We start from the raw sequence: 9742 nt of genomic DNA, 5'->3' as shown, positions 1-9742 counted from the left end.
TTCACCAACGCTACGAAAGCTGGCTCAACGACCATTGACAGCTATAGGAGCATCAAAATAACCCGCTTCCGATCTGGAACAGAAAATACGTTATCGACAGTTCTGTACGCAACGTACGTTTTGCTGCACTTGACGTAGCCATTGTGGACACGGCACATCGTGAGCGCGAACCGGTATTCCTCACTCGCCGCGGAATTCGGGTCGCGGCAGTGATTGATTCCGCCGAGCTGGAGCACCTTCGCGAAGCCGCGGAAGAACTTGAAGACATCCGGGCCGTCAACATGGCATGGGAGGAGATGAAACAGACCGGTGAGACCCCTATCCCCTGGGAGGACGTCAAGCGCGATCTGGCCTGACGTGAGCTACAACATCACGGTCCTGCCAGCGGTCCTTCGGCAACTGCGCAAGCTTCCTCCCGAGGGTCGCCGCCGGGTCCAAGCAGCCATCGAGTTGCTGGCCGAGACTCCACGCCCGCCCGGCGTCAAGAAGCTGGCAGGGCGGGTCGAGTGGCGCGTCCGAACGGGAGATTATCGGGTGCTCTACCGGATCGACGACGGCCGACTCGTCATCGTCGTCGTTCAGGCCGGTCATCGCCGCGAAATCTAAAGGGAGTAAGTCCGCTTACAGATTTCTCCGTCGTCAGTGGCGCGTGATCCTCAAAGTGCTTGATTCACCGACCGAGACTTCGGCGTCGCCTCCGATCGGGAAGGTGAAGATAGGCGAGGTATGGCCAAAATCAACGTTGGCGAGCACGGGAAGGCCGGAAAGGACGGAATGTTTGGCAACTATCAGTGCCAGCAGATCCCGGGTCATTCGGCTTGCCTGCTGAAAGCGTCCTATCACGAGACCCCGAACTCCCTTTGCCTCAGGCGTCTGCAGGAGAGAGGTCAGGTCCCTCGCAAATGTAGCCGGGTGGCTTTCGAAGTCGTCCTCCACGAAGAGGAGTGCTCCTTCCAAAGATGGCATGTTGGCCGTTCCCTGGAGGAGATTCAGCGTGCACAGGTTTCCGCCCACAATCCGTCCGCTCGCGGCACCGCGTTGCAGCGGCCACCAGCCATCGCCGGGAATCACCGTTCGGCCGTCTTGGTCACGGAACCATGCATCGTCCGTCCAAGCCGTGGCCGGACGCACGTCCATGGGCTCCCCGCCAAAGAGCGCCTCCATGAACCAGGCCTGAGTCTCCGCAAAGTGGTCCCGCATGCCAAATGTGGACCAGTGCGGCCCGGAGTATGTCACCAGTCCGGTGCGTGCGTAGATGGCGTTCTGAAGTGCCGTGATGTCCGAGTAGCCACACAGGATTTTCGGGTTCGCCGCGATGAGCTCCCAGTCGAGATACGGAAGCAATTCGTTGCTGCTGAATCCACCAATGACTGTCAGGATTCCCGTTACTTCCGGATCCGAGAAGGCCGCATGAAGATCGTCAACACGCGACTGCACCGACGACGAAAGAAGCCCATCCATTTCGTCGACGTGCTCCCCGAAGGAAAGCCGCAACCCCATTTCGGCGAAACGCCCCTCGATGCGGCTGGTGTGGTCGTGCTCCATGACCACGGCGCGGCTCAGTGCGGGCGCGACCACCCGCACAAAGTCACCGCGACGAAATTTGGGCGGGTAGATAGACAGCATGTGCTCGACGCTAGCAAACGCAACGCTGACCACGCCGCTTGCCTACGTACTCAGCGAGGGTATAAACGCATTGGGGTTGGGTGCCGAGGACGCGCATCTGGTTTCACGCGACGCAAAATGCCCCAGGACACGCGAATACGCGCGTCGTGGGGCATTTTCTGTGTCGCAGATCCGAATGCGAACAACAACCTACATATGCACGTGCAACCGTCGCGCCGCTTCCGAGATCGACCCGGTCAAGGAGGGGTACACCGTAAAGGTGCTCGCGAGGTCGTCGACGTGTAGTTTCTGCTTCACGGCAACCGCGATCGGGTAGATGAGCTCGGAGGCGTTCGGTCCGACGACGACGCCGCCGATCACAGTGCCCGAACCCTTGCGCGCGATGATCTTGACGAAGCCGTCCTTGGTGTTGCGCATCTTGGCGCGGGCATTGCTCAGCAGGGACAGCATGACCACGTCGCCCTGGTACTTGCCCGATTCGAGGTCGGCTTCGGAGACGCCCACGGAGGCGATTTCCGGCGAAGTGAAGATGTTTGAGGCCACTTGGCGGAGCTTGATCGGCATGACGGCGTCGCCCAGGAAATGAGCAACTGCAATGCGGCCCTGCATGGCAGCGACCGAGGCGAGGGCCAGGATCCCCGTACAGTCGCCAGCGGCGTAGATGTTCGGCGCCGTGGTGCGGGAGACGCCGTCGACCTTGATGTGGCCGGACTCCGTGACAGCCACGCCCGCCTCTTCCAGCCCGATTCCGGCAGTGTTGGGGATGGAGCCAACACAGACGAGGCAGTGGCTGCCCGAGACCGTGCTGCCGTCGCCGAGCGTCACCTTCACGCCGGCGTCGGTCCTTTCAACGGCCTCCGCGCGCGAGCGGGACAGAACGCGCACGCCGCGGCGTTTGAAGACGCCTTCGAGGACCTGGGCCGCGTCCGTGTCCGAACCTGGCAGCACCTGGTCGCGGCTCGAAATCAGGGTGACGTTCGAGCCAAGCCCGTTGTAGGCCGAAGCGAATTCGGCGCCGGTTACGCCGGAACCAACGACGATCAGGTCTTCCGGAAGTTGCTCGAGGTTGTAGATCTGTGCCCAGTTCAGGATGCGTTCGCCGTCGGGCTTTGCCGTGGGCAGTTCGCGGGGGTGGGCGCCGACGGCGAGAAGAATGGCGTCAGCCGTAATCGTCTTGACGCCGTCCGAGGTGATGACCTCGATGGTGTGGTTGTCCAGGAGCTTTCCGGAGCCCATCAGGATCTCCACGCCAAGGTGCTCAAGGCCCACCCGGATGTCGTCCGACTGCTCCCGCGCGAGGTGCAGGACGCGGTCGTTGATGTGGCCGAGGTCCGCGCGCATGCCCGGCGCCACGTCACTGCCGTCGACCGCGAACTTGACTCCCAGCTCCCCCGCCTCGCCGACGCGGGTCATGAGATCCGCCGTCGCGATCAGGGTTTTGGAAGGTACGACGTCGGTGAGGACGGCCGAGCCGCCGAGCCCGGCGCGCTCGATGAGCGTCACCCGCGCTCCCAAGTGGGCCGCGACCATGGCCGCTTCATATCCGCCTGGACCTCCGCCCAGGATCGCGATTCGTGGTGAGCTGAAGTCAGGATGCATGGTCACAATGTTCCATTCTCACTTAATGCGGGCGGACCTGCCACTAAGCCCCACCTGAGAACGCCTGTAAAGGCCGTTTACCTAGCCAACACCGCCCTGTTCAACAGCGCGCGCAGCACTGTAGTTTGTACCAGTGAGTAACACAGAGCTGATGAACACAGACCCATTCGAGGCCGCCAAAGCTGCGGCCGACTACATCGCGGCGGAGACAGGCGTCGAATCGCACGACGTCGCGCTCGTGCTCGGCTCAGGCTGGGGCGCGGCTGCGGATCTCATAGGCGAAACGACGGCGACCCTCACGGCGTCGGAAGTTCCCGGCTTCCACGCGCCTGCCGTTGAGGGGCATGTGGGCACCATCCGCTCGGTCCTGACGAAGGAGGGCAAGCGCGCCCTTGTCCTGGGTGCGCGTACCCATTACTACGAAGGCAAGGGCGTCCGCGCAGTTGTCCACGGCGTGCGCACGGCTGCGGCAACCGGATGCAAGACCCTCGTGGTGACCAACGGCTGCGGCGGCCTGAATGAAGCCTGGACCCCTGGAACTCCTGTGCTGATCAGTGACCACATCAACCTGACAGCGGCTTCCCCCCTTGAAGGCGCCACGTTCGTCGACCTCACGGACCTGTACTCCTCGCGCATCCGCGGCCTGGCCCGCGAAGTGGATCCCACGCTCGACGAAGGCGTCTACGCCCAGTTCACCGGCCCGCACTACGAAACGCCGGCCGAGGTCCAATACGCCAAGCGAATCGGCGCGGATTTGGTGGGCATGTCCACCGCCCTGGAAGCCATCGCCGCCCGGCACGCGGGCATGGAAGTCTTCGGCATCTCCCTCGTGACCAACCTCGCCGCAGGCATCAGCCCGGTACCGCTGAGCCATCAGGAAGTCATCGAGGCGGGGCAGACGGCGGGCGCACGCATTTCGCGCCTCCTGGCGGACATCATCGCCAAGCTCTGATCGAGCACCCGGGGCGTCGAGGCTCCCCGGCAATTCCGGACTAAGCAGCCCCGGTAGAATTTGACTGATTCTCCGCCACAGCGCTCGAACCGGAAAGGACCGCCGATCATGACATCCGCGCCTTTCCGGTTCTTGCGAACGGGCCTGATCGGATCAATCATTCTGGGCTTTGCCGCGGGTGGGCACCTTGCCGGCGGCGGAAACCTTCCGGCACCGGCCATTCTGACGGCGCTCTGTGCCCTGACAATCCTCCCCGTCGCCATCCTGACGCGTGCCCGGCTTTCGCTGCCAGTCTTCGCCGGGCTACTGGGGGCCGGGCAACTCTGCCTTCACTGGGCGTTCTGTGCGCTATCTGGAACTTCCACCGCGCAACCGTTGCAGTCCGGGCATGCAGGACATGTTCCACTGGCGCCAGCCCCGGATACCGTAAGCGCCATCGCCTCAACCCACGCCTCGGCCAGCGACTGGCAAATGCTCGCTGCGCACACACTCGCAACCTTGGGCACGGCCCTGGTCCTCGCGCGCGGCGAACAAGCACTATGGGCATTGGCGGCGTGGCTGCGCCCGTTAGTCCAACTGCCCGCTCCAAGAGCGATCCACCCACTTCGCACCCCCGCTCCGTGCCCGACCCAGGTTGTGCGTTCCCGCAGCCTCCCCGGCCTTCGGCTTCCCTCCCGGCGCGGCCCGCCTGCCCTGGTTCCGGCCGCCTGTGACTGCCCCCTTTCATCTGCGGGCAGGGACAGGCGGCAACTCGCTGCCTTCACCGGTCCGGACCTCCGTCCGCCCGGTCCCCAACCGCTTTTCCTTTGTGAAAGGGCACCATTGCCATGAAGACTACCCACCGCCGTACCCTCAAAACCGCCTGCGCCGCGACGATGGCCGCCGGGCTGCTCGCCTTCGGCGTCTCAGCCGCGTCCGCGCACGTCAACGTCAATCCCGACGACCCGGCAGCGGGCGGCTACACCCATCTGACCTTCAACGTTCCCAACGAATCCCCGACGGCCAAGACCAACAAATTAGAGGTCTCACTGCCGACGGACGCACCCTTCAACTCGGTGTCCGTGAAGCCGGTCGAGGGCTGGACGGCCGAGCTCGTCACCACCACCCTGCCAAAGCCCGTCACTGTCGCCGGTGCAACGGTGACCAAAGCGATCAGTTCGGTCGTCTGGACCGCGGACGCCGCACACCAGATCGGCCAGAACGAATACCAGGCCTTCTCGATCTCCGTGGGTGTCCTGCCCGACGCCGGCACCACCGTGACGCTGCCGGCCACCCAGACGTACACCGACGGCACGGTGGTGAAGTGGGACGAGAAGACCGTCAAAGGCCAGCCCGAACCCGAGCACCCGGCACCCTCCTTCGTGACCACAGCCAGCGACGAAGCCGCGGCATCCGCGACGGCCACGGCGTCCCCGTCCGCGACCCCGGCCCCGTCAGCCCCGTCAGCCCCGTCAGCCCCGTCAGCTGCAGCATCGGCGACATCCAGCGACGCCGGATCCACGGCTGGCTGGTTCGGACTCGCGGCTGGCCTCATCGGCCTGGCCGCAGGCGTCACCGCCCTGGTGCGAACCCGCTCCACGAAGGCCAACTAGCCTCACATCGAACAAGCGAACTGCCCGCACCGGACCCCGGCGCGGGCAGTTTTGCATCCCGCTGCAGCCGACCACGAATCCCACCAACGACAGTCGTCGCCACAGCAATTTTCCGACGCCTGTCAAGTCAATTCGCCCCCGCGTTAATGGCATGTGAACTTTAAAAATAAATCAGATTTATTCAGAAACATTTGACCCGTCGCGCTTTCCATGGCACGCGCGCGGTGTAAGAATGTAAACGCTTGCGCACATATGTCTGACATGTTGCCTAAGGCCCGGAACGGCGCTCGAAACACGGGTTGCAACCGCATCCAGCGCACGTCAAGCTTTGAACGGTCCCGGCAAGTCGACGTGCCGGACCGAAGGATGGGGGCTTCCTAAGAATCCCCCATCCACCCGACACGATGGCGTTCCTGACGACGCCATTGGTGTTACCGGGAACGCCGGAGTTCGGACCAGGGCTTGCGCCCATTCCACGTAGTCCAACCTCCGCGAGAAGAGCAAGCATGAAATCTCACTCAACCCCCAACAGGCCACGCCGACGCCTGCGGTCGGCGGCCGCCTTTGCGGCCGCTGCCGGCGTGGCTGCCACGGTGCTCATGGCATCGCCGGCAGCCCAGGCAAACCTGCCTGCCGACAAGCCGGCCACCACAATGCCGGCCCCGACGCCGGGATTCCCGCTGCCGACGGTCCACACGCAAGAGGCCTTTGACCCTGCAGCAGCCTTCACGTCCAAATGGACGCGGGCGGATGCCAAGCAGATCATGGCCCAGAGCAATCCGAACGTGGCCCCCGGCCAGAACTCCATGAGCCCCAACGTCACCATGCCGGAAATCCCCAAGGATTTCCCCGCCATGAACGACGACGTCTGGGTCTGGGACACGTGGTCGCTGACCGACCAGAACGCCAACCAGATCAGCTACAAGGGCTGGGACGTTATCTTCTCCCTCGTCGCCGATCGCCACGCGGGCTACGGCTTCGACCAGCGCCACTGGAATGCCCGCATCGGCTACTTCTTCCGCAAGACCAACGCAGACCCCGCGAAGGACAAGTGGAACTACGGCGGACACTTGTTCCTGGACAACACCTCGATCGGCAACACCGAATGGTCCGGTTCCACCCGCCTCATGCAGGGTGACCACGTCAACGTGTTCTACACGGCCACCACGTTCTACGACCGTGCAGAGCGCAACGCGGGCGGCGGCGGGATCGCTCCCGACGCAGTCATCGCCAAGGCCCTCGGCAACATCCACGCCGACCAGAACGGTGTGACCTTCGACGGCTTCCAGCACACCAAGCTGCTCGAGCCGGACGGAAAGCTGTACCAGACCAAGGCCCAGAACGCCGGCTTTGCCTTCCGTGACCCGTACACCTTCGAAGACCCGGCGCACCCGGGCAAGACGTACATGGTTTTCGAAGGCAACACCGCCGGAAACCGCGGCGAGTACAAGTGCACGGACGCTGACCTTGGCTACCGCCCCGGCGATCCCCACGCCGAAAACACGAATACGGTCAACACCACCACTGGTTCCTGGTTCCAGACCGCGAGTGTCGGCCTGGCCGTCGCGGACAACAAGGACCTGACCCAGTGGCACTTCCTGCCGCCGATCCTGTCCGCCAACTGCGTCAACGACCAGACCGAGCGCCCGCAGATCTTCATCCAGAATGAAAACGGCCAGAACAAGTACTACCTGTTCACCATCAGCCACCAGTTCACGTACGCCGATGGCATGCGTGGTCCCGACGGCGTCTACGGCTTTGTTGGCAACGGTGTCCGTTCGGACTTCCAGCCGGTGAACAGCTCGGGCCTCGCCCTCGGCTCGCCGACCGACTTGAACCTGCCGGCGAACAACCCGAGCGGCACCCAGTCGGCACAGCAGAACGGCCGCCAGTTCCAGGCCTACTCGCACTACGTGCAGCCGGGCGGCCTGGTGCAGTCCTTCATCGACAACGTTGACGGCGTCCGTGGAGGGTCCCTCTCCCCCACGGTAAAGATCAACTTCGCCGGTGGCGTCACGCAGGTGGACCGCAGCTTCGGCAAGAACGGCCTCGGCCCGTTCGGCTACCTCCCCACCAACGTCCGCGTCGGCGGGGAAGGCCTCTACAAGTAGGCCACAGTCAAAACCAGCTGGGCAGGCAGAGGATTCGCTGCCTGCCCGGCAACATGGGGCGCCCGGTTCACCCGGGCGCCCCGCTCCACAACCCAGGAAGTCCCATGCTCCACTCTCCCCAACACCCGTTCCGGCCCGCTCGCAGGGCGGTACTCGCCGTCGTCGCCGTCGCCCTGGCGGTGTTCGCGAGTTCCTGCACCCCGACGCCGGACGCGTCGCCATCCGCCGGCGGCACCGCCGTCGGGATGGCTGCCCCCGCACCATCCGAATCGGACCCGTGGCGGCCCGCCGCGCACCTCACGGCGTCGCAAAACTGGATCAACGATCCCAACGGACTCGTCTACGAAAACGGCACTTACCACGCGTTCTACCAGCACAATCCGCACGGCAACTTCTGGGGAGACATGTCGTGGGGCCACTCCACCAGCACGGATCTGGTGCACTGGACCCAACAGCCGGTAGCCATGGAAGGCTCCGCCAGCGAGGAAATCTTTTCCGGCGCCATCGTTCCGGACAGCAAGAACGCCTCCGGCCTGGGCAGCGCTGAAAACCCGCCGCTGGTAGCCCTCTACACCAGCTCATACGGCGACGGCGGGGCGCTGCCCAAGGGCAGCCAGGCCCAGTCCGTGGCCTACAGCCTGGACCACGGGAAGTCCTGGACCAAGTACAAAGGCAACCCGGTACTCAGCTTGCAGCCCGCGTCGAACAACTTCCGGGATCCGAAGATCACCTGGTACGAGCCCGGCAAATACTGGGTCATGACCACGGTGGTTGCTGACGCCCAGGTGGTAAAACTCTTCAAATCCACCGACCTGCTGCACTGGAACTTCCTCAGCGACTTCTCGGGAGTGGGCGCCCAGGGCGGGCTCTGGGAAGTTCCCGAGCTGCTCCAGATGGACGTCGACGGCGGCAACGGCCTGAAGAAGTGGGTCATGATCCTGAGCATCAACCCGGGAGGCATCGCGGGAGGCTCCGGCATGCAGTACTTCGTGGGCGATTTCGACGGCACACGGTTCACGGCGGAAAACGCTGCAAAGCCGGGCGACCCGCTGACGAAGTCACAGTGGCTGGACCATGGAGCGGACTTCTATGCGGCCAACACCATCACCGCGGCTCCTGGTGGAAAGCCGGTGCTTCTGGGCTGGATGGGGAACTGGGACTATGCGCAAGCCGTCCCGAGCACCCCGTGGCGCGGGTCCATGGCCATCCCCCGCCAGCTCACCCTCGTGGCCGCGGGAAGCCGTTTCGAGATCCATTCGACCATCGCCCAGGCTGCCGCGAACGCGCTCACGAACACCAAGACCAGTGAAGTACATGGCAAAAACCTCACCGTCACCGACTCCACGGAGCCCCTGGGCAGCGATTTCGGGGCCCGAACCCAGCTGATCGACGCCGAAATGGACGTTTCGGGCGCAGCTGAGGCCGGATTGGTGCTGCGGGCTTCGGCGGACGGGAAGGCAGGCCTCCGCATCTCGTACAACCGCGCAAGCCAAACCCTGAAAGTGGTCCGTTCGGCGGCCGGAACCTCCAACTTCTCGCCGAAATTCAGCCCCTACCATCAAGTCTTCGTGCCTATGAAGGACGGCAAGGTCCGCCTGCGTATCCTCCTGGATTCCTCATCCGTGGAGGTCTTCACGGGCGACGGAGCGGCGGTTATCTCGGACATCTTCTTCCCGCATTGGGGCAACACGGGCGCGGCCGCCTTCAGCGCAGGCGGCGCGGCGAGCTTCGTACTCACCAGCACGCGGCAGCAACCCTGACGCCGGGGAACCCAACTAATCCCCACCGCCACCCTCGCCTCGCAAGTCCCCACCGGCTCCCAGCCTTCGCAAGCTCAGGCCGGGGCCCTCGCCGGTGTGGCC

General features: G+C 64.1%; 8 protein-coding genes. 6 read left to right on the top strand and 2 right to left on the bottom strand.

Annotation, left to right across the window (positions count from 1 at the left end):
• Positions 1–143: 143 nt before the first annotated feature.
• The gene (locus QRN52_RS09970) at positions 144–356 is read left to right on the top strand and encodes a type II toxin-antitoxin system Phd/YefM family antitoxin (RefSeq protein ID WP_284752565.1); all 213 of its coding nucleotides are present in this window, start codon (positions 144–146) and stop codon (positions 354–356) included.
• A gap of 1 nt (position 357) precedes the next feature.
• Positions 358–606, top strand: coding sequence for a type II toxin-antitoxin system RelE family toxin (locus tag QRN52_RS09965; protein ID WP_284752564.1), 249 nt, complete (start codon positions 358–360; stop codon positions 604–606).
• A gap of 33 nt (positions 607–639) precedes the next feature.
• On the opposite strand, the gene QRN52_RS09960 is transcribed toward QRN52_RS09965, so the two are convergent.
• Together QRN52_RS09960 and QRN52_RS09955 are read right to left on the bottom strand one after the other, a co-directional pair.
• The gene (locus QRN52_RS09960; RefSeq protein WP_284752563.1) at positions 640–1626 is read right to left on the bottom strand and encodes a S66 family peptidase; all 987 of its coding nucleotides are present in this window, start codon (positions 1624–1626) and stop codon (positions 640–642) included.
• A gap of 189 nt (positions 1627–1815) precedes the next feature.
• A complete protein-coding gene (locus QRN52_RS09955; protein WP_284752562.1) occupies positions 1816–3231 on the bottom strand; it encodes an NAD(P)H-quinone dehydrogenase in 1416 nt (471 codons plus the stop codon).
• Between the two features lie 145 nt (positions 3232–3376).
• On the opposite strand from QRN52_RS09955, the gene QRN52_RS09950 reads away from it, so the two are divergent.
• The 4 genes from QRN52_RS09950 to QRN52_RS09935 all read left to right on the top strand — a co-directional run bounded on the left by QRN52_RS09950 (position 3377) and on the right by QRN52_RS09935 (position 9640).
• On the top strand, positions 3377–4177 hold the full coding sequence (locus QRN52_RS09950) for a purine-nucleoside phosphorylase (RefSeq protein WP_284752561.1): 801 nt from the start codon (positions 3377–3379) through the stop codon (positions 4175–4177).
• A gap of 827 nt (positions 4178–5004) precedes the next feature.
• A complete protein-coding gene (locus QRN52_RS09945) occupies positions 5005–5769 on the top strand; it encodes a YcnI family copper-binding membrane protein (protein WP_284752560.1) in 765 nt (254 codons plus the stop codon).
• Positions 5770–6275: 506 nt separating this feature from the next.
• Positions 6276–7880, top strand: a complete 1605-nt coding sequence (locus QRN52_RS09940; protein WP_284752559.1) for a glycoside hydrolase family 68 protein — start codon at positions 6276–6278, stop codon at positions 7878–7880.
• 104 nt (positions 7881–7984) lie between these two features.
• On the top strand, positions 7985–9640 hold the full coding sequence (locus tag QRN52_RS09935; protein WP_284752558.1) for a glycoside hydrolase family 32 protein: 1656 nt from the start codon (positions 7985–7987) through the stop codon (positions 9638–9640).
• The last annotated feature ends 102 nt before the right edge of the window (positions 9641–9742 follow it).

Source organism: Arthrobacter sp. efr-133-R2A-120 (genome assembly GCF_030209835.1).
Classification (GTDB): Bacteria; Actinomycetota; Actinomycetes; order Actinomycetales; family Micrococcaceae; genus Arthrobacter.
This window is presented reverse-complemented; position numbering and strand designations above follow the sequence as displayed.